At 43.4% G+C, this 19,582-nt stretch carries 21 protein-coding genes and 1 riboswitch; of the genes, 15 read left to right on the plus strand and 6 right to left on the minus strand.

Annotated features, from left to right (window positions below):
* Positions 1-15: 15 nt before the first annotated feature.
* From ACZM6M_RS09440 to ptsP, 4 genes are all read left to right on the plus strand, one after another.
* Positions 16-759 carry a PTS mannose/fructose/sorbose/N-acetylgalactosamine transporter subunit IIC gene (locus tag ACZM6M_RS09440; RefSeq protein WP_178301358.1) on the plus strand — a complete coding sequence of 248 codons (744 nt, stop codon included), beginning with the start codon at positions 16-18 and terminating at the stop codon, positions 757-759.
* A complete protein-coding gene (locus tag ACZM6M_RS09445; RefSeq protein WP_054355261.1) occupies positions 759-1,586 on the plus strand; it encodes a PTS system mannose/fructose/sorbose family transporter subunit IID in 828 nt (275 codons plus the stop codon). Before ACZM6M_RS09440 ends, ACZM6M_RS09445 begins: the two co-directional genes overlap by 1 nt.
* A 249-nt stretch (positions 1,587-1,835) precedes the next feature.
* Complete coding sequence (locus ACZM6M_RS09450) at positions 1,836-2,093, plus strand: HPr family phosphocarrier protein (protein WP_008704982.1); 258 nt, start codon at positions 1,836-1,838, stop codon at positions 2,091-2,093.
* A gap of 35 nt (positions 2,094-2,128) precedes the next feature.
* Positions 2,129-3,748: a phosphoenolpyruvate--protein phosphotransferase gene (gene ptsP / locus ACZM6M_RS09455; protein ID WP_008704980.1), complete on the plus strand. Its 1,620-nt coding sequence runs from the start codon at positions 2,129-2,131 to the stop codon at positions 3,746-3,748.
* Positions 3,749-3,915: 167 nt separating this feature from the next.
* Here the strand turns inward: ptsP and ACZM6M_RS09460 are convergent, their stop codons facing one another.
* Positions 3,916-4,674: a GntR family transcriptional regulator gene (locus ACZM6M_RS09460; protein ID WP_243034890.1), complete on the minus strand. Its 759-nt coding sequence runs from the start codon at positions 4,672-4,674 to the stop codon at positions 3,916-3,918.
* Positions 4,675-5,192: 518 nt separating this feature from the next.
* Here ACZM6M_RS09460 and ACZM6M_RS09465 point away from each other — a divergent pair.
* The 8 genes from ACZM6M_RS09465 to ACZM6M_RS09500 all read left to right on the plus strand — a co-directional run bounded on the left by ACZM6M_RS09465 (position 5,193) and on the right by ACZM6M_RS09500 (position 14,238).
* The gene (locus tag ACZM6M_RS09465; protein ID WP_118542780.1) at positions 5,193-5,786 is read left to right on the plus strand and encodes a type IV toxin-antitoxin system AbiEi family antitoxin domain-containing protein; all 594 of its coding nucleotides are present in this window, start codon (positions 5,193-5,195) and stop codon (positions 5,784-5,786) included.
* Entirely contained in the window at positions 5,783-6,628 is an 846-nt protein-coding gene (locus ACZM6M_RS09470) for a nucleotidyl transferase AbiEii/AbiGii toxin family protein (protein ID WP_118542779.1), read from the plus strand. The genes ACZM6M_RS09465 and ACZM6M_RS09470 overlap by 4 nt, the downstream gene beginning before the upstream one ends.
* Positions 6,629-6,739: 111 nt before the next feature.
* The gene (locus ACZM6M_RS09475; protein ID WP_243107316.1) at positions 6,740-6,877 is read left to right on the plus strand and encodes a hypothetical protein; all 138 of its coding nucleotides are present in this window, start codon (positions 6,740-6,742) and stop codon (positions 6,875-6,877) included.
* Positions 6,878-6,897: 20 nt separating this feature from the next.
* A riboswitch (cyclic di-GMP riboswitch) is annotated at positions 6,898-6,973 on the plus strand.
* A gap of 99 nt (positions 6,974-7,072) precedes the next feature.
* Positions 7,073-8,917, plus strand: coding sequence for an ABC transporter substrate-binding protein (locus ACZM6M_RS09480; RefSeq protein ID WP_489490240.1), 1,845 nt, complete (start codon positions 7,073-7,075; stop codon positions 8,915-8,917).
* A gap of 146 nt (positions 8,918-9,063) precedes the next feature.
* Positions 9,064-10,929, plus strand: coding sequence for a sensor histidine kinase (locus ACZM6M_RS09485; RefSeq protein WP_489490241.1), 1,866 nt, complete (start codon positions 9,064-9,066; stop codon positions 10,927-10,929).
* Between the two features lie 21 nt (positions 10,930-10,950).
* Positions 10,951-11,217, plus strand: coding sequence for a response regulator (locus tag ACZM6M_RS09490; protein WP_489490242.1), 267 nt, complete (start codon positions 10,951-10,953; stop codon positions 11,215-11,217).
* A 59-nt stretch (positions 11,218-11,276) separates the two neighbouring features.
* The gene (locus ACZM6M_RS09495) at positions 11,277-12,092 is read left to right on the plus strand and encodes a substrate-binding periplasmic protein (RefSeq protein WP_489490243.1); all 816 of its coding nucleotides are present in this window, start codon (positions 11,277-11,279) and stop codon (positions 12,090-12,092) included.
* On the plus strand, positions 12,076-14,238 hold the full coding sequence (locus ACZM6M_RS09500) for an ATP-binding protein (protein ID WP_489490244.1): 2,163 nt from the start codon (positions 12,076-12,078) through the stop codon (positions 14,236-14,238). The genes ACZM6M_RS09495 and ACZM6M_RS09500 overlap by 17 nt, the downstream gene beginning before the upstream one ends.
* Before the next feature lie 187 nt (positions 14,239-14,425).
* Here the strand turns inward: ACZM6M_RS09500 and ACZM6M_RS09505 are convergent, their stop codons facing one another.
* Positions 14,426-15,019: a hypothetical protein gene (locus ACZM6M_RS09505; protein ID WP_489490246.1), complete on the minus strand. Its 594-nt coding sequence runs from the start codon at positions 15,017-15,019 to the stop codon at positions 14,426-14,428.
* A 368-nt stretch (positions 15,020-15,387) separates the two neighbouring features.
* On the opposite strand from ACZM6M_RS09505, the gene ACZM6M_RS09510 reads away from it, so the two are divergent.
* Both ACZM6M_RS09510 and ACZM6M_RS09515 read left to right on the plus strand, forming a co-directional pair.
* Positions 15,388-15,714: a hypothetical protein gene (locus ACZM6M_RS09510; protein WP_118740916.1), complete on the plus strand. Its 327-nt coding sequence runs from the start codon at positions 15,388-15,390 to the stop codon at positions 15,712-15,714.
* Between the two features lie 38 nt (positions 15,715-15,752).
* Positions 15,753-16,124 (plus strand): hypothetical protein, encoded by a 372-nt coding sequence (locus ACZM6M_RS09515; protein ID WP_489490248.1) that lies wholly within the window; start codon positions 15,753-15,755, stop codon positions 16,122-16,124.
* On the opposite strand, the gene ACZM6M_RS09520 is transcribed toward ACZM6M_RS09515, so the two are convergent.
* The 3 genes from ACZM6M_RS09520 to ACZM6M_RS09530 all read right to left on the minus strand — a co-directional run bounded on the left by ACZM6M_RS09520 (position 16,059) and on the right by ACZM6M_RS09530 (position 18,180).
* The gene (locus ACZM6M_RS09520; RefSeq protein WP_412910363.1) at positions 16,059-16,505 is read right to left on the minus strand and encodes a hypothetical protein; all 447 of its coding nucleotides are present in this window, start codon (positions 16,503-16,505) and stop codon (positions 16,059-16,061) included. The two genes, ACZM6M_RS09515 and ACZM6M_RS09520, sit on opposite strands and share 66 nt — an antisense overlap.
* 13 nt (positions 16,506-16,518) lie before the next feature.
* Complete coding sequence (locus ACZM6M_RS09525; protein WP_489490249.1) at positions 16,519-17,529, minus strand: tyrosine-type recombinase/integrase; 1,011 nt, start codon at positions 17,527-17,529, stop codon at positions 16,519-16,521.
* 222 nt (positions 17,530-17,751) lie between these two features.
* The gene (locus ACZM6M_RS09530; RefSeq protein WP_489490250.1) at positions 17,752-18,180 is read right to left on the minus strand and encodes an IS200/IS605 family accessory protein TnpB-related protein; all 429 of its coding nucleotides are present in this window, start codon (positions 18,178-18,180) and stop codon (positions 17,752-17,754) included.
* 407 nt (positions 18,181-18,587) lie between these two features.
* Between ACZM6M_RS09530 and ACZM6M_RS09535 the strand changes: the two genes are divergently transcribed.
* Positions 18,588-19,025: a JAB domain-containing protein gene (locus ACZM6M_RS09535; protein WP_489490252.1), complete on the plus strand. Its 438-nt coding sequence runs from the start codon at positions 18,588-18,590 to the stop codon at positions 19,023-19,025.
* 283 nt (positions 19,026-19,308) lie between these two features.
* Here ACZM6M_RS09535 and ACZM6M_RS09540 read toward each other — a convergent pair whose 3' ends face one another.
* On the minus strand, positions 19,309-19,575 hold the full coding sequence (locus tag ACZM6M_RS09540; protein WP_118562434.1) for a hypothetical protein: 267 nt from the start codon (positions 19,573-19,575) through the stop codon (positions 19,309-19,311).
* Positions 19,576-19,582 lie beyond the last annotated feature (7 nt).

Raw genomic sequence — 19,582 nt, forward strand, 5'->3', positions numbered from 1 at the left:
AAAAGGAGATGTCGTATGCTGATTAAAGCGATCTTACTCGGTTTAGTTGGTATCGTCGGTGTCATCGACTCCAGATTGATCGGACGTCAGAACATCGGCAGACCACTGATCCTGAGTACACTGGCAGGCCTCGTATTAGGCGATGTCAGACAGGGTGTAATTTTAGGTGCATCCCTGGAACTTATTTCCATGGGATTTGTAGCGATCGGAGCAGCCGGACCACCAAACATGCAGTTCGGAAGTATCATCGCCACTGCGTTTGCGATTCTTTCCGGTGCCTCCACGGAAGCGGCACTGACCCTCGCCGTTCCGGTCGCCGTCATTGGCGAGTTCCTGAGTGTCATCATGCGTATGGTGATCGCGCAGTTCTCTCATGTAGCGGATAAGGCCATCGAGAACGGACAGTTCAAGAAGGCGATTCATATCCACCTCTGGTGGTCCTTCGGCTTCAACGCGCTGGTTTACTTCATCCCGATCTTCCTGACCGTTTACTTCGGTACGGATCTAGTTACGAACCTGGTAGCTGCGATTCCGCAGGTCATCACGAACGGCCTCACAGTCGCTGGTAACCTCTTATCGGCCCTCGGATTTGCGATGCTGCTGAGTTCAATGCTGTCGAAGAAGATGTTCCCGTACTTCCTTCTCGGCTTCCTGATCGTCGCATATTCCGGTCTCAGCCTGATCGGTGTGACCATGTTCGCCGCGATCCTGGCATTCATCCTGGATAAGGTTCTGTATGGAAAGGGGGCAAATGCATAATGGAAAATCAGAAAGCATTAAAGAAGGTAAGCGATAAAGACTTACGTAAGGTCTTCCTGCATTCCCTCGCGATTATGTGCTCATGGAACTATGAGCGTCAGATGCACATGGGCTTCATGTATGGCATGGCACCGGTGCTTGACAAGCTGTATGCAGATGATGAGGAGAGAAAAAAGGAAGCGTATCAGCGGCATATGGAGTTCTTTAACTGCACACCGCAGCTGACACCGTTTATCATGGGCCTCGCCGCTTCCATGGAGGAGCAGAACGCAAATTCAGAAGAGGGTGAGTTCCAGACCGAGTCGATCTCCATGATCAAGACCAGTCTGATGGGGCCGTTCGCCGGCATCGGTGACAGCTTCTTCCAGGGAACCATCCGAATCATCACCTTCGGTATCGGCCTTTCGTTCGCACAGCAGGGCAGCATCCTGGGACCGATTCTCGCAGTACTGCTGTTCGCGATTCCGTCATTGCTGTTTGCCTACAATGCAACCTTCTTCGGCTACAGGTCAGGTAATAAATACCTCGCGAAGCTGTACCAGGAAGGACTTATGGATCGCGTAATGCACTTCGCATCCATCGTCGGTCTCGCCGTCGTCGGCGGTATGGTAGCCAGCATGGTGTCCGTCACCACGCCGCTTACCTTCTCCACCGGTGGTACGAATCTGGTCATCCAGGATATGCTGGATTCCATCATCCCGAAGATGCTTCCGTTCGTATTTACGCTGGGCATCTACAATCTCGTTCAGAAGAAGGTCAATACCAACGTCCTGCTGATCGGCATCGTCCTCTTCGGCATGGTCATGGGTGCACTGGGCATTCTCTAAACAGAGCGATACACTTCTTTAAAATACCACAGGGCACTGTGGCATACCCCTGAAAAAATATCCAGACTTCCTGCATGCATAGTGAATTCGAGATCCGGAAAGTACTATACCGTGCGGGAAGTTTTATTTATAATGAGAACTTATTTACATGATGACTTAGATGACATGGTGACGTATGCAGGAATCCCGCTTATTTGCAGAGGGGACTTACGTATGAGCTCACGCAGTGAAAAGAAAGGATAGATAAAGATGAAAGAATTTACATATGTGATCAAGGAAGAACTCGGACTGCATGCGAGACCCGCCGGACTGCTGGTGAAGGAAGCGAAGAAGTTCCAGAGCGCTACGACGCTCGCGGCGAAGGGAAAGACCGCAGCTGCCGGCAAGCTGATCGCCATCATGAGCATGGGCGTCAAGCAGGGCGATGAGGTGACCGTGCAGGTCGAGGGTCCGGATGAGGATGCTGCGTTCGAGGCACTCGAGAAGTTCTTCCAGGAAAATCTGTAATTCATCGATCGATATAGAATCTGAGGGGACAGGAAATGGAAAAATACATCGGAAAGTCCGTTTATAAGGGAACGGCGATCGGTCCGATCAATGTTCTGAAGAAGAGTGATGGCATCGTAAAGCGTCAGCATGTCGAGGATGTAGCGGCAGAGCTCCAGCGTCTCGAGGATGCGAAGAAACAGGCGCAGGCCCAGCTCGGCGCGCTTTATGAGAAGGCGCTTCAGGAGGTTGGCGAGGTGAACGCGCAGATCTTCGAGGTGCATCAGATGATGCTCGAGGATGAGGACTACCAGGATGCGATCCACTCGATGATCGAGACGGAGGAGCTCAATGCTGAGTACGCGGTGGCGGTCACCGGAGATAACTTCGCCGAGATCTTCGCGAATATGGATGATGAGTACATGCAGGCACGTTCCGCGGATGTGAAGGATATCTCGAATCGTCTGATCCGGAATCTGAGTGGTGAGGAGGAGCTCGACTGGGCGCATATGGAACCGTCCATCATCGTGGCGGATGACCTGACACCGAGTGAAACGGTGCAGATGGATAAGCGTAAGATCCTTGCGTTCGTCACCGTCCATGGCTCGACGAACTCCCATACCGCGATCCTCGCGCGTATGATGAACATCCCGGCGCTGATCGGTGTGCCGGTGGAGCTCGACAGTCTCCATTCCGGTACGATGGGCATCGTCGATGGCAAGGATGCCGTGTTCTGCGTGGATCCGGATGAGGCAACCATCGCTGCTGCACACGAGATGCAGGCGAGGGCGGCAGAGCAGAAGCGGCTGCTTGCAAACTACAAGGGACGTCCTTCGGTGACGAAGAGTGGCCGGAAGGTAAACGTATATGCAAACATCGGCAGTGTTTCAGATGTCGCATATGTACAGGAAAATGACGCGGAGGGCATCGGCCTGTTCCGCAGTGAGTTCCTGTATCTCGGAAAGACCGCGCTGCCGGATGAGACTGAGCAGTTTAACACGTACCGTCAGGTGCTACAGACGATGGGCGGAAAGAAGGTGATCATCCGAACGCTCGACATCGGTGCGGATAAGAACGTCGATTACCTCGGACTCGGAAAGGAAGATAACCCGGCGATGGGGTATCGCGCGATCCGTATCTGTCTGAAACAGCCGGATGTGTTTAAGACACAGCTCCGCGCACTGCTTCGTGCGGCGAAGTACGGAAACCTCGCCATCATGTATCCGATGATCATCTCCGTAGATGAGGTGCTTCGGATCCGTGAGATCGTCGCAGAGGTGGCGGCAGAACTCAAGCGGGAGCAAATCCCGTATGCGATTCCGGAGCAGGGCATCATGATCGAGACGCCGGCAGCAGTGATGATCTGTGAGGAGCTGGCAGAGCTCGTCGATTTCTTCAGCATCGGCACCAACGACCTCACGCAGTATACACTTGCGATCGATCGCCAGAATGAGAAGCTGGACGAGTTCTATAATCCACATCATGAGGCGGTTCTTCGGATGATTCAGATGACCATCGATGGCGCGCATAAGGCGGGCAAGTGGGCCGGCATCTGCGGTGAGCTCGGTGCTGACACGACCCTGACGGAGCGTTTCGTCGAGATGGGCATCGATGAGCTGAGTGTCGCACCATCTATGGTGCTCAGCGTGCGCAGTAAGATTTGTGAGATGGCGTAACGCCGTTCATAGCACGAAAAACAGAAGATAAATAAACGATAAATAAACGAAGCGAAGGGGCAACCACACGAGATGTGTCGGTGCCCCTTCTGAACTTTATGGAGATAAATCTGTGATTGTGTTTGTGCTGGTTCTGGCTGAAGCGTCCTTCTGTTGTGGATCGAAGCTCAGTTCGACTTGATCTTCTCGTCCATGACCGTGGAGTCGTTTGTGGAAACGACATAGGTGACGCGATCACAGCGGACCGTCGTCAGCGAGTAGTGGATCGGCTTACCATCCTGATCATAGCTGATTTTATGAATCGAAAACAGCGGGTCGCCGACGTTGCACTTCAGAGTATCTGCGCTGTGGCTCTGCGCAGCCTTTCCGTCGATTTCGAGGACGGAATGATTCGGCCGGATATGATAGCACTCATCCATCACCTGGTAGAACGAGCGATCTTTCGAAAGTGTCGTGATGAAGTCCGGGAAGCGGGCATCCTCGATGTAGATCTTATCGATCGCGATCGGTTCGTTATCCTGCCAGACCAGACGCTCGATGTAGACGACCTTCGTCCCCATCGGAATCATCAGCTTCTCTGCGATATCCTCATCCGCGTTCAGGAACGATGCCTGGATGATATCGTGTCTGGACGCGTGTCCAAGGCTCGACAGACTTTCCTTGAAGCCGCTGGTCTTATTCAGATACAGCTTGTCCTTCTTGAAATTGATGAAGGTGCCCTTTCCCTGGACCTTATTGACATATCCCTCATCGGATAAATTCTGTATCGCCTTTCGAATCGTGATTTTACTCACATTATACTGGTCACTTAGCTCGTTCTCCGTCGGAAGCTTATCTCCCGGCATGTACTGCTTCGACAGGATACGGTTTTTAATATCTGCCTCCACCTGCAGATACAGCGGCTTGCTGCTATCCATGATCATCATTGTTTCCATCTCCCCTTCGCATCAGCGATGATATAATTAAATGCCATATCATCATATTGTACCAAGTCGCTAGCGCGACGGCCAGCCCCAGATACAATTTTTGTTGTTAGTTTTTTTAAGAAAATATGCCATAAAAGTCACCCTCTTATAGTATAGCACCATAGCACCATAAAAGCAAGTATAAAAAAGAAAATTTGTCAAGTTTTTAAAACAAAGAAAAAAGCCAGCAAATATGCTGACTTGAGGATAAAATATATTTCATTAACTCTCAAAAAATAAAGTGCTAAATCCTAAAGACGGGTATTCCTGCTTTGTGGCAGCCATTGATGCGGAGAAATGTATATTCCGTGCCCGGGTGAAAGATATGGTGGATCGGAGCTAAATGAAGCATTAAATAATTCATTTGACGAACGCACATTATTTTGTTGTAATTTAATGTGTGTTCGTCATTTTTGATTGACATTCACACATTATTTCTGCATAATATAATGTGTGAATGTTAAAGTGAGGTGAGAAACATGACCACCAGGGAAAAAATAGAAGAACTTCTGGAAGCATCGAAGGATGGTACAATATCCACATCCCAGGTGACGGAAGCCGGACTTCACCGCGGCATTCTGCAGGAGTATGTTAAGAGCGGTGAAATGTACCGTTTTGGTCGCGGCCTGTATGTGCTGAGCAATGTGTGGGAGGACGATTTTTACCTTTTGCAGCGTAAGTATGGACGCGGAATCTATTCCCATGATACTGCACTGTACCTGCTGGGTTATTCGGACCGTACCCCGGCGAAATATACGATGACCTTTCCGAAAGGCTACAATGCACCGTCTTTGAAGCAAGAGAACTTGATCATCAAGCGTGTTGTACCGGAAAATTATGAGTTTGGGCAAATCCAAATTAAATCTTTGTCCGGCAACCCAATCCGCGTTTATGATTTGGAGCGGACGCTATGCGATATCCTGCGCGGCAGCGGCAGCGATATCCAGATCGTCAGTGAGGCTATGAAACGCTATGCGGCCTCCAAAGACAAAAATATTCACAAACTGATGAAGTACGCAGATCAGCTTCGCGTGAAGCCGAAGGTCCTGCGTTATATGGAGGTTCTCTTATGATTACAAAAAATCCAATGCAGTTAAAAGCCTTTATCAAAAATAAGGCAGCAGAGAAGCATATTTCTGCACAGCTTGTCATGCAGAACTATATGCTAGAGCGACTGCTGGAACGAATTTCGCTTTCGCCCTATAAAAACAATTTTATTCTCAAAGGCGGTTTCCTGATTTCTGCTATTGTAGGGCTGGATACGCGGGCAACCATGGATCTGGACACGACAATCAAAGGGTTCACTCTGACCCATGAAGCGATCCGGAAAATTTTTACGGATATCTGTACTGTACAGATTGCCGATGATGTGCAGTTTGCGGTTGTCGGAATTTCTGATATACGGGAAACGGATGATTATCCCGGCATCCGGGTTGGGCTGAAAGCAAACTATCCGCCGATCAGTGTACCGCTGACGGTGGATGTTACTACGGGCGACATGATAACGCCCCGTGAGGTGGAATACACATTTTCCATGCTGTTTGATGATCGCCAGATCAGTATTCTTGCCTACAATCTTGAAACGGTGCTGGCGGAAAAGCTGGAAACGGTGTTATCCCGCAACATTGCAAATACCCGTCCGAGAGATTATTACGACATACATATCCTGTATGCGCTGCGCGGTGAAGAGTGTGATAAAGAAACACTACGCCAGGCTCTGGAACGGACAACAAAAAAGCGCGGCAGCGGAGCGATTCTTACGGACTACATGGAAATCTTGAAAGAAATCCGAGAAAGCGATACCCTTCGTAAGTTGTGGGAAAAATACAGACGCGAATATGACTATGCAAAAGATATTTCTTTTGAAGATACCTGCAATACCGTTCAGGAAATTATGAAAGCAATTATATTGTAAGCGAAAGATTACAGGGCGTAGAGCCTCACAGTAACGGAAAAAAGAATGCGTATGATTACTGCTACAGCAACAGAAATGCAGAATAATTTCGGTCATTATCTCAACTTTGTGATGTCTGTACAGGAGAGTATCGTAACAAAGAATGGAAAAGAAGCCGGAAGGTTTACTTCAAAAGAGATAGCGGTATTTTACTCTGGCAGATTCCCTTACGGGAATTTACTTTGGAAAGTTTTAATGTACAATTTTTAACGATATTGAACTTGGTACAATAAGGAAATCGGCAAACCAGATGAAAGTCTGGGACGCAAAGCTACAGGGCCTGTAAAATGGCAGCCAGTTGCATGAAATGCGGTGCACTGTCTGTCTGACAGTGTTTTTTTACGGTGTTATTTCATAGACGTAACAACAATGATTTTATCAGGAAAGAATAAGGAAAATAAAAGTATGAAAAAGGAAAAACGTTGTCTGATAGCAGTGGTGTTAGGTGTACTTGTAGCAACTGCTGTCTTGTCTGGATGTGGACAGTCAAAGAAAGAAGTATCTAAAAACGATGATCATCTTACCGTTTATCTGTGGGAAAATCGTTTGATGAAAAATATTGCACCCTATATCCATGAACAGTTTCCTGATCAGGATATTGAATTTATTATTGGTAACAATGATACCGATTTATACAGTTATTTTAAAGAACATGATGAATTACCGGATATCATAACAGTACGTCGATTCTCCGGAACAGATGCACAGGACTTACAGCCTTATCTTATGGATTTTGCTTCTTATGATGTTGTTTCCAAGTACTATTCTTATGCGGTGCAATATTATAAGAATGGGGAGGATGAAATCCAGTGGCTGCCAATCTGTGGTATTCCGCAGACGATCATTGCCAACAAAACACTGTTTGCTCAGTATGGCGTAAAGATTCCAGAAAATTATGAGGAATATGTACAGGCCTGTCAGCAGTTTTATGATAATGGCATAAAACCGTATTCCATGGATCTTGGGGAAGACTGGTCTAATAATGAAATCATCCAGGCGGCGGCAATCGGTGAGTTTACAAGCCTGGATGGTATTGAATGGCGAAACGGTGTAGAGACTGCAGCGGATGAAGTGAAGTTTGATGATACATTATGGAAACGTATTTTTTCAGAAACCAGTCAGTTTCTTAAGGACTCGCACTTTGGTAAAGAAGATATCAATATTGACATCGATACAGGAACCCAGATGTTTGTCGAGGAAAAATCAGCAATGTTTCATGGACATCCGACGGTTATGCAGCAGCTGCAGAAACAGATGGATGCAGAGCTGATCCGTATTCCTTACTTTTCACAGACATCGGATGAATCCTACGTGTACATGACTCCATCCTTAAACATTGCATTTAACAAAAATCTGGAAAAAGACCGGGAGAAACTGGATACTGCACTGGATGTGCTGGATTGTATGATTTCAGAAGAGGGGCAAAAGCTGATTGCGGATGGAAGCGGCGTCATTTCATTGAATACAGATGTTCCAACCATGATGCAGGATGTGCCTGGACTGGAAGATGAAATTAATAATAATGCTGTTTATATCCGATATTCCGCTCAAAAATCATTTGATGCAAGTCTTGAGGCTGTTCACGGATTACTGTCAGGGGAAATGGATGAAACACAGGCTTATGATATTTTTTGCAGTGTAATGAATCGTAAAGCTCCAGAAGAAAAAGCAACGATGAATTTTGAAAATGAATATTCCATTTCACTGAACGATAGAAATGGCCGTGATGCAGCATCTTCCATTTTAACTACGATCAGAGAAGAAAATGATGCACAGCTGGCTCTGGCGCCATATTATTATTTCACTTCTTCTATGTACAAAGGAGAATGCACCAATAGCCGGGTTGGCATGATGACAGCGAAGAGTTCAGATACAGCATTATATGTTGCAAAAATGAATGGTAAACAGGTTTATGAACTCGTGGAAAATTATCTTGCTGATGCTGATGAGAATTTTTACGTAACCAATAAATACGAATTACCAATTGCATCCGGTATGAAAATGATCGTCAATCAAGCGGAAAGTGGATTTTCATTAAAGGACTTAACAGTTAATGATAAGAAAATAGACAAAGAAAAGGAATACTCGATTCTTCTTACAGACACCACAATGTCTGTTTTGAAAAAAATAAATCCGAAATGTGAGATTGAGCAGCTTAAAGATACAACATTATCAAGTGCATGGATCGCAGCAATGTCAAAAGGACAGCAGCCGTCAGCACCGGAAGACTATATAGAGGTTGAACAGTAAAAGTGGAGATAGAACAAACGGTAAAGAAAAGAAAAAAAATAACAAGGCTGTTGCTTATACTGCTTATGATTCTTTTAAGCTTAGGTTGTATCAAGTATCTTATAAGTAAGTCTAGCAAGTATATCAGCGAAAATGGAAAAAGCAGTATGGGAGCTGTTGTTGAACAGATACAACAGACCTATGATCTTCAGGTGAGTGGGTACTACAGCCAGCTGCAGTTGGTTGAGGAATTTTTACTTCGTGAGAGGGAGCTGTCTCTTGAAACGGATACGAACAAAAGTTTCCTTGAAGCATGGGAAAAAGAATCGGAAAGTACCCTTATATTTCTTCGGGAAAATGGTCAGGCAATATCCGCAGGTGGAACAAAAATGCGGATTGATATGCCAAGTAAATTTCTGCTGGACTTAAAGAATGGATACAATATTGGAAAACTGGTGCGTCTTGATTATGATCAGAAGAAAAAAGACGGTTATCTGGTTGCGATCCCATGTCAGGAATATACGATCAATGGGGAAACTTATACGGCAATTGGAACGGTGTATGATCATTCGAAACTGGATTCCATGTTAAAACTGAAAGGTTATGATGGGAAAGCATATTTTTTCATGCTGGATGATGACGGAAATATTACGTATACGAACCTGAGTGGTGATAAATATCAGCGCAATTATTCTTTGTTAAAACATTTAAAAGGGGAACAGGCCATTACAGAAGAAGAGGCTGATTTGCTCAAAAAGAAGTTTGATAACAGAGAATCCGGAGTTGCACTTTTGGGAAAACAGAACCCCTATTATCTGGGGTATTGCCCGATAGAAAGCAACAACACCATTTTGGTATGCATTGTGACAAAGGGAGTTATTGACAATGTGCTGAGGGATTACCAGAAAACGGTGCTGTGTACAACAACACTCATGGCAGGTTTTATACTTTTACTTTTTGCTGGATTATTCTACAGTATTTCCAGACTTAGTCTTGCAGATCAAAAAGCAGAATATGAAAAAAGAAAGAATGAACTTCATTTGCAGACAATGAAGGAAATGGAAGTAGTCAATCAAAAACTGAAAAAGGCAAAGAACGTTGCAACAGAGGCTTTACAGACAGCGGAAAATGCAAATAAGGCGAAAACAGATTTCCTGTCTAATATGTCACATGATATTCGTACTCCTATGAATGCAATCATTGGTATCACATCTTTGATCAGACATGATGCAGGTAATAAAGCAAAAGTTATAGAGTATGCTGATAAAATAGATATTTCATCACAGCATCTGTTAGGAATTATTAATGATGTTTTGGATATGAGTAAGATTGAGGCAGGAAAAACAGTCTTCAAGTATTCTGACTTTTCTATTCTGGATCTTGTACAGGAACTTGACACTATATTTCATACTCAAATATATGAAAAGCAGCAGACCCTTACAATCATAAAAGAAAATATTCAGCATGAGTGGGTGAATGGGGATCAGGTTCACCTGATGCAGATTTTCAGCAACCTGCTTTCCAATGCAGTGAAGTATACCCAGGAAGGTGGGGAAATTCAGTTCTTTGTAGAAGAATGTGAGACAAAGTCATCTGTCTATGCAAAGTACCGTATCTTAGTTAGCGATAGTGGTGTGGGAATGTCGGCAGATTTCAAGGATACAATTTTTGATGCGTTTACCCGTGCGGAAAGTTCCCTTACAAATAAAATACAGGGAACCGGACTTGGAATGGCGATTACTAAGAATCTGGTTGAGGCAATGGGAGGTACCATTGATGTGGAGAGTGAATTGGGACAGGGAAGCTGTTTTGAGGTTCTCTTGGATCTGAAAATTGCAGAGGATAGAACGGCTGCTCTGGCGGCACAAGAAGAAACAGATGAGCAGGATGGGAATATCCTTCAAGGAATGAGGTTCCTGTGTGCAGAGGATAATGAACTGAATGCGGAGATCCTGACGGAACTGTTAAAGATTGAAGGTGCGGAATGTATCATCTGTGAAAATGGTGAAGAGATTTTGAAAGCATTTGAATAGTCTGTCCCAGGTGATTATGACATGATCCTGATGGACATACAGATGCCTGTTATGAATGGTTATGAGGCAACGAAAGCAATCCGCAGAAGCTCCCATGAACTGGCACAGACGATTCCGATCATTGCCATGACTGCGAATGCATTTTCAGAAGATATTCAGCGTTCCCTTGCGGCTGGCATGAATGCACATGTTTCAAAACCGGTTGAGATGAAGGTGCTGGAAAAGACGATCAGAAGCATAAAATCTGGTGGGGGGGGTGGTACCGAACCGCAGGTCACTGTACAGTGACGAATGGAAAGTAACCGGATATAGAAGAATCAAAAAGGATAGTTAGGGATAGACAGAAAATGAAAGGAAAAAGAGTAATTGCAGGCATTCTGCTTGCGGGAATTTTAGCAGTCACCCTGGCAGGGTGTAAAAACACAGATAACACGAAAGAAGAAACCGAAAAGCCTGTTATTACCCTCGGCAGTGACAACTATCCACCATACAATTATCTGAATGAGGATGGTGTACCGACGGGAATCGATGTAGAACTGGCTACAGAAGCTTTCAAAAGAATGGGATATCAGGTGGACGTTGTCCAGATCAACTGGGAGAAGAAAAAAGAACTGGTGGAGAGCGGAGAGATTGACTGTATCATGGGCTGCTTTTCCATGGAAGGGCGTCTTGATGATTACCGCTGGGCGGGACCATACATAGCAAGCCGTCAGGTGGTTGCTGTAAATGAGAATAGTAATATCTATAAACTGAGTGACCTAGAGGGAAAGAACCTGGCTGTTCAGTCAACAACCAAACCGGAAGGTATCTTTCTGAATCGGACGGATGAAAGAATCCCAAAACTGGGCAATCTGATCAGCCTGGGACACAGGGAGCTGATCTATACATTTCTGGGAAAAGGATATGTAGATGCAGTTGCAGCACACGAGGAATCTATTGTTCAGTATATGAAGGATTATGATGCAAGCTTCCGTATTCTGGAAGAGCCTCTGATGATCACCGGAATAGGTGTCGCTTTTGCAAAAGATGATGACAGAGAAATCTGTGAGCAGATGAGCCAGACACTGGAAGAAATGCGTCAGGATGGCACATCCCTGAAAATCATTGAAAAATATCTGGATGATCCCCAGAAGTATCTGGAGGTGGATGATCGTGGATATTAAGAGAAAGAAAAAAGAAAAACGAATCCAGCTGTTCGGCGGTCTGATTGGAGTCTGTGTGGCTGTAGCCTCTCTGTTTTATTTCTTCCACGCAGAAAAAGCGGAAGCAGAGAAAAGAATGGTGGAGATTGTAAACTATGTGAAAGTGCAGTGCTCCACCTACACCCATTTTAATGAATCTTCGGAATCAAAAAGCCTCCTCCGTGCCATTGAAAGTGCCAGACAGATGAGTACAAATATTAAAATGGAAATAGAAAACGGCGGTCAGCTAAGCCGGGATTTCCTGAAGGAAAACCTGCAGACTCTATGGGTGGATGGTATCATTGTACTGGATGCAGAAGGAAAGACGGACTGTGAATACAGCACGGATGAGTCTCTGGCTAATGAGATTACGGAGTATCTGCAAAAAGAAATTATCATGGATTTTGCCGGATATGAAGAAAGAAGCTATTCGGAACGGTTTACCAGGGAAGATGGATCCTTTATTGACATTGCAGCCTGCGCCAGAAAAGATGCACCGGGTATCGTTGCAATCTATTACTACACATCTCCTGAATTTGCCAGAAACTATACGCTGACGATACAGGGGCTTTTAAATGGTTATAGTATCCAGAAAGATGGAACGATTATCGTTGCAGACGACGGAATCGTTGTTGCCAGCAATAATGAGAGCCTGTTGGGACAGAATACAGCCGACAACGAAGTTGTTCAGGCAATGAAAAAGCATACAGACAGTCAGCATATCTATCATTTTAAGAAGGAAGGAATTGGAGGTTATGGAATCATGCTGAAACAGCGTGATTATTATATCTACGCATATCTTCCGGATACGGAAGTGTTTTGTAATCTTCCATTGAGTGTTATAGGTGTTATTTTTCTTTATTTTCTGATGTCCGGCATATTCTGGTTCTGGACATACAGAACCAATCTGGCGCACCGGAAACAAGAATTTGAAAAAGATGAAAAATATAAAGCAGAACTTCTGATAGCAGCAAAAAAGGCAGAAGCCGCCAATGAGGCAAAAACAGAATTTCTTCATCGTATGAGCCACGATATCAGGACTCCGATTAATGGAATCTACGGTTTGATCAATATGGCAGACCATTATGCAGATGATATGGAGAAGCAGAAGGAATACAGAACAAAGGTTAAAGCGGCATCCAATCTGTTGCTGGAACTAGTAAATGATGTTCTGGACATGAGTAAGCTGGAGTCGGGTGAAGTTGTTCTGGAAGAGAGTCCATTTAATCTGAGCAAAATCTCTGAGGAAGTGCTTGTTGTAATTGAACAGATTGCTGCAGAACAGAATATCCGGATTGTATGGGAGAAAAAAGAAATCATACACCGTGATCTTATTGGAAGTCCGGGGTATGTAAAACGTGTGATGATGAATATCCTGTCCAATGCAGTGAAATATAACAGAGAAAATGGACATATTTATCTTAGCTGCATGGAAATCCCATCCGAACAGCCAGGAATGACGACAATGGAATTTATCTGCCGGGATACAGGAATCGGAATGACTGAGGAGTTCCAGAAACATATTTTTGAACCATTTGCACAGGAATATACGGGAAGCCGCACAAAGTTTGTCGGAACTGGACTGGGAATGGCCATTGCAAGGAAGCTGGTCGAGAAAATGGGTGGAACCATTACTTTTGAAAGTGAAAAAGGCGTAGGGACGACATTTGTGATCCGGGTCCCATTTAAAATAGATCCGGATGCGGATAAACGTGAAGAACAGAAGGATGTATCCGAAAAATCTATAAAGGGATTTCATATTCTTCTGGCGGAAGATAATGAGCTGAATATGGAAATCGCTGAATTTATGCTTCAGAATGAGGGTGCGGACGTGATTAAAGCGTGGAATGGGCAGGAAGCGGTTGAGCTGTTCAGAAAAAGTGAACTTGGTGAATTTGATGTCATTCTTATGGACATTATGATACCTGTAATGAATGGTTATGAAGCCACAAAGATGATTAGGTCTCTGGACAGAGAGGATGCAAAGGAGGTACCGATCATTGCAATGACAGCAAATGCGTTCACGGAGGACAGAATAAGAGCAAAAGAAGCAGGGATGGATGAACATGTTGCTAAGCCTGTTGATGTGGAATTACTGATAAAAGTAATTCATAAATTGGTGAAATAATTGATAGGGCAGTGTTAAATAAGCGATGAAATATAACTTTTCGGAAACTCAACGAATGAGGTTCTAACTGAAAATTGACAACTGAATATCGTGTAGAAAAAGAAATTTGAGAAAAATGGACATAAACATTGGACATAGCTGGTACTATGCCTTGAAAAATCTTATGGAATCGCTTAATATATCATTATTAGGCGGTCAATCCTAATAATGATTCTTGAAATGCCTCGATAGATGGCATTTCCCAGGCATCAAGATGTTGTAGAATCATGATGCCATAGAGGCGGCAGTACCACATCCTTGTAGAGCGGTGTCTGCCGTCTTCTAATTTATAGTCCTCTTTCTCACGCTTGTTGGAGCGTTCTACGGAAGTACTTCCATCATATTCCTTTTTCCATGCTTTACTGTCTCTTGGCGGTATGTTAAATAATCTTGGATTATCTGCTGTAAAAATGTGTACGGTTCTTCCGTATTTTGCAGGTGAACAGGGATGCTCACAGAAGCAGCCACGTGTCCGATTTGATTTTGGACAACGGTATTTCGCCCGGTGCTTAGAAGCCTCATATCCGTCTTTATGCATATGTAAGCCCATCTTACAGATCAGGACGCCGTCCTCATCAATGGTGAAATCGTCCTTATAAGTGAAATGTCCGGTATGTCCGGGATTAAGGTCGATAAAGGGAGTGATATTTTTCTGTCTGCAGTACTCATAGACAGCATAAGCGTCATGGGCGGAATCCAGAAGGAGTTTTTCAATACGGAACTCCGGAAGGTATGCTTTCATGGAGAAAAAAGAATGCAGAAAAGAAAGCATATCATGCCGGGAAGCACGCTCTAAAAGAGGGAATACGGGAAGGTCACTATGGGAATCGGAGGCCACATACATGTAGAGGTGGTAGCCGAAGAAATAACATTCCCGATGGGAGTCCCATCCCCAGTTACAATCCGGCTGGGAATGCTCATGTGCGGTAGAGTAACACACAAGAATTTGATAGGCAGCAGCCGCACTATTCCGTAAAGTAAGCGAATAATAAAAATCTTACCACTAAATACTCTAAAAATATTCTAAAAATAAGTAGAAATAAATTGCTTTTTATAGTTATTTGTTGTGTAATTTATACAAAAGGATAGTTCAGAAAGAAGGGGATTCCATTGAATGTACTTACAAAGAATAAACTTACAGAGCATGATGTATTCGAGTTTATGAAAGGGACTTTTTCTGGAACACATTGGTTGGAGGATTCTCTCTATATTCCAGAAGATTTATTTCAGCAGATGGAACTGGAAAAAATTTTTAATATTTGTTTAAATCATTTCTCTTATTTTGGAGTCACAACAGTAATTCCAAGCGAGTGGAATAATGTGAAGCAAGTAACGAAAAAAGATTTTCCATGTAGTTTTAAAATTATTGCTGAAATTGACAACTGGGTTCAAGTATGTTTTGAAACAGAAGAATGCTTCACTATCTGCGGAATATAATACCGTAGCTTTGAGTTAATATGAAAAGGAGGAAAAGTATGAAGAAATTCATTAGACATTTTGTAAGTTTCTTTTTGGTCGCTGTAATGATAGTATCTTCCAACATCACAGCTTTTGCCGCAAATGAGAAACCAGTAGATTCACGCTTCTTGCCAGAGATTACTTATACAGAAGATAATACATCTACAACAAGAGTTCCTAATTTGATTCCAATAACTGTAAATCCATATTACAATAAATTAGTTGTACATGTTGGCAACTTAGGAGTCGATAGTATAGATAGTGTTGCGTTTCAGACACTTTCATCTCGGCAATTGAATAACCGAGGATTCTTGCTTATTATCCTAAATCTGGGTGACCTGGTTAATCTGCCAACCAAACCTTGTGCTATTTACAGCCGTGCAGCGTAGGGTATAAGTACGGGATGCTTTTACAGTATATTGAAATACAAATTGGATGCTAGTAATGGAGTGCAAACAGGAGTTATCATAATCTTTAAATGAAGCATCTGTCAATTCAATTTCCTGGATTGAACGAATAGCGGGGAAACCATATAATCCCTTAATGATATAATCCTGTGATTCGTAGAAAAACTTTTCTGTCAAGGCAGCATCCGGCAGCAGATCAATATCCTGTTTTAATTGGGCGAAAAGCCACTGCCGCAGGCCGCGCTCAATGTGAGACCGGATAAAATCTATATTAATGGCAGTCGACTTTACAGCAGTTGCAGTTAAGAGCTGCTCAAATGAATTTGATTTTTGTTTTCTTTTGAAAAAGGGCAGTCGGTTCACACTTCATTTCCTCCTAGCTATTATATCGCAAGGATAAGGCTACATAATCACAAGGGGCAGCGTTTAGACTCGGCGCAGCCTCTTTGTATCTGGTCATCCATCTGGAGTCTGTTGAAACATAGTCTGATACCACCTCTTCAGGGGCGTGGCTGCGCAGCATTAAAAGAATGGAAAAATTACGGAGCTGCTGCAGCGTGAAAGGACGAACTCCGGCCCGCAGGCAGGCCTTTTTGATTTCCAATAACAAGTTGCGCTGAGTAAATGGGCATTGCTTGAGTCTGGTTAGAAAAAGATTACCTGTTTCATTGTCTGTTTGCTCGGAAAGCAGTAGTAGCAGTGAGAAGAGGTCAGATGGAACCTTGATAAAACGGTTCCTGATTCCCAAAATCATAATCCCACACTGATCAGTCTGGCCATTGGTAACCAGCTGCTGGATTTTTAAGCCACAAATTTCTTCCGTTGTTAAGCCCGTGCGAAGAACCAGTGAAATAATTGCAAACAAGGTTACATTCTGTTCATCCATAAGTGTAGATAATACGCGGTCGATATCCCGCATGGTTATCCCAACAACAAGTGGCTGTTCACATTCGAAAGAAAACTCTGGAAAGAGTCCGGAAAATCTTCCAGTATCTGAAATTTCTGCAGGCTCCTCACGTTGAAGATCTGGTACTACCATATCGACATCATCCGTGTCGTTGCAGGCTTCTGCATCTAAATACCGTGCAAATGCTCGCAATGCACGGATCCGTGTGCATAAGGAATGAGTGGAATATTTATCGCGCACAGAAGAAAAGTAATAATGCACATCTTCTGCAGATATCTGCTGAATGTCCTTTTTCAGTAAGTTGAAAAAATCAGCAAACATATAGGCATATTCATTCGCTGTTCTCGTATTTTTGAAATGTTTACGGTATTGAGAAAATGCATCCAGTGTAAAGTCGGAGCAATAGGGAGTAAGCCGTGATAAATCTACTGGATCCGGCTGCTCTAAAATATTCTGGAATATTTCTTCGGATATTTGCATGAGATCCTCCTCAAATCGGGTGATGATACAGTACACTAGTATAGATTTATTATACTATGAGAAAGAATTGAAATCAACGAAAATAGAACATATATTCGAGCAAATAGTGCCAGATGCGTAGTGAACTACATCGGCAATTGAATTACCGAGCATCTGATTACGAAGCATAGCTCCGTAGCTTCAGAGGTGCGTCCATGACACCCGTACTGCTACCCAGATGGGTTACACAGCTACTTTTATTGTTTTTGTACTGCTCAGCCCGATTACGGGCATATCAATTTCTTTGCCGGATACGGCATGATACTTTCTCAAAATATTATAAGCTCCTACTGCATCTGCATTGTAGATCACGGTATCTACAATGTAGATGCCACGCTTTTTTCGATTTCTTTTCTCTGCATAAATGTGCCATACTTCTTCTGACTGCGGCGGACATTGACTGGAATAGCTTTCTTCCTGTCTTATCGGGCAAATTCCTTTCATTTTAAGCTTATATTCTAACTGCATATAGATACGGGCATATGGCAGACTGTGAAGCTTCTGGTTGGTTTTCCTCCCCAGGTTTCTCTCTTTACGAATCCCCTTTATATCTCCAATTACAACCGTATGAATATCATTCTTTACACAATAGTTCGTGATATATCGTGTCATCTAAAGAACTGAATGTATATAATGTTTACGTTTACTTAGTAAACGTAAACATTATATGGAAAATATTCTACGAATACAGAAAAATGACCATAAACTTAGAAAAAGATTGGAAAAAACATGTAATCTGCCTATAATATAATTATAAGTGAAAGCATACGCATGAATACAAGCAGTTCCATCCATATTCCTGATCATCATTGTTGGAAGATTATTTTCCTACAGATAATAGACAATCACTTATAAAGATGATAAGGCATGAGCTATGAAATGCAGAAATAGCTACAGTTGGAAAGAATGATGCTTGCTAAAACATAATGGGGAGAAGAGGCGACGAAGGGAAAAAAGCAAAAAAAAATACACAGAGAATCAGTCTATACAGGGTCCGGCTGGAAAAAGATCGTGATTTAATGAAAGAGCGCAGAGTGACCGGCATTGCGGCTCCGGAAGAAATTGTGGAAGTAATAAAGCCGGTTTTTGATGGGCTGGACCGAGAACAGTTTGTGGTTCTGTATCTCAATATGAAGCTGCATCCGATTGGTGTGGAAATTATAGCAATCGGGGGAAGCTATGAATGCAATGTAGAGATCAAGAACGTATTCGAAGGTGTGATTGTGGCCAATGCGGTGGCCATCGCGGTGGCGCATAATCATCCAAGCGGAGTACCAAAACCGTCGGACGGAGATTTTACATTAACACGCCAGATTGCATGGGACGGGGAAATATTAGGGATCCGCTTAATGGATCATGTAATCATCGGTGAGGATACATTTTACAGCATGAAAAAGGAAAACCCAGGTGTATCGTTAATCGACATAGGTTTAGATCAGGAAGAAATGGATGCGTAAAGCAAACTGCAGAAAACTGAAAAGTTGTGAATAACTGTGAAGCCTGGATGAATCAGGATGATCGGAAATCTTTTTGACGGATTTTTGCTGTGTTAGGAAGTTACCTACATTAACATACCCAAAATTACGATAGGATAGCGGTCCATAACTATTCGCTAAACACTGGTTTAACGAATAGTTGGCGATGAAGAGGGGCCATTCCAGATTTAAAACGACTTCCTGTGTGGTACAATCAGCACGATATCTGGATCTTCCCCCTCTTTTTAATTTATCACCCATTCTACTATGCATTAAGACATTCGATTAAGTCTACTGGTTTTGCAGTGATACTTTCCGTCACTTCAAGATTATCACTAAGAATATTTATGTGCCAGGAAGAAGTAAGTTCATCATATTCAATATCAGTTACATATTCCGGACGTTCCGCAAGAGCCTGTCGGCGTTCCTCTGCTTTTTTCTTCAGCACACTAAGCATATCTTTTTCTGTTCCATGAAATGAATAGAATGAAACGATGCAGTCACAATCTGTAACGATAATAATATAGTTCATCAAATAT

The sequence above is a fragment of the Enterocloster sp. genome (assembly GCF_057861365.1).